This is a genomic window from Alkalihalophilus lindianensis, from assembly GCF_032843265.1.
Lineage (GTDB): Bacteria > Bacillota > Bacilli > Bacillales > Bacillaceae_D > Alkalihalophilus > Alkalihalophilus lindianensis.
In genome coordinates, this window is record NZ_JAWJBA010000412.1 from 1 (window position 1) to 267 (window position 267).

1 protein-coding gene is annotated in these 267 nt (G+C 46.8%); it reads right to left on the reverse strand.

What is annotated here, in order from left to right:
* Positions 1 to 229: transposase (locus RYX56_RS22820; RefSeq protein ID WP_317124185.1), on the reverse strand; the 229-nt coding region annotated here is incomplete at its 3' end.
* Between the last annotated feature and the right edge of the window lie 38 nt (positions 230 to 267).

A 267-nucleotide genomic window follows, 5' to 3' on the forward strand; every position in this document is an offset into this window, starting at 1 on the left:
CAACGACAAACATTAGTCTCAACAACTTTCGCATAACGGCACAGGCAATGACCTTCTTGGGTTTCGACGAAGAGCCCAATCGCTTGGCAAATTCTTTCATCTGAGGGTTGGAGCGCTTAGCAGCAAGGGCAGGCATGAACAGAATAGCTCTAATCCACCTGTTGCCTACTTTTGAAATTTTCTTCTTGCGTCGAATGGAAGAGCCTGATTCAAAAGACCGAGGAGCCATTCCGCAAAATACCTCCAGGTCTCTTGCACAGGCAAAAT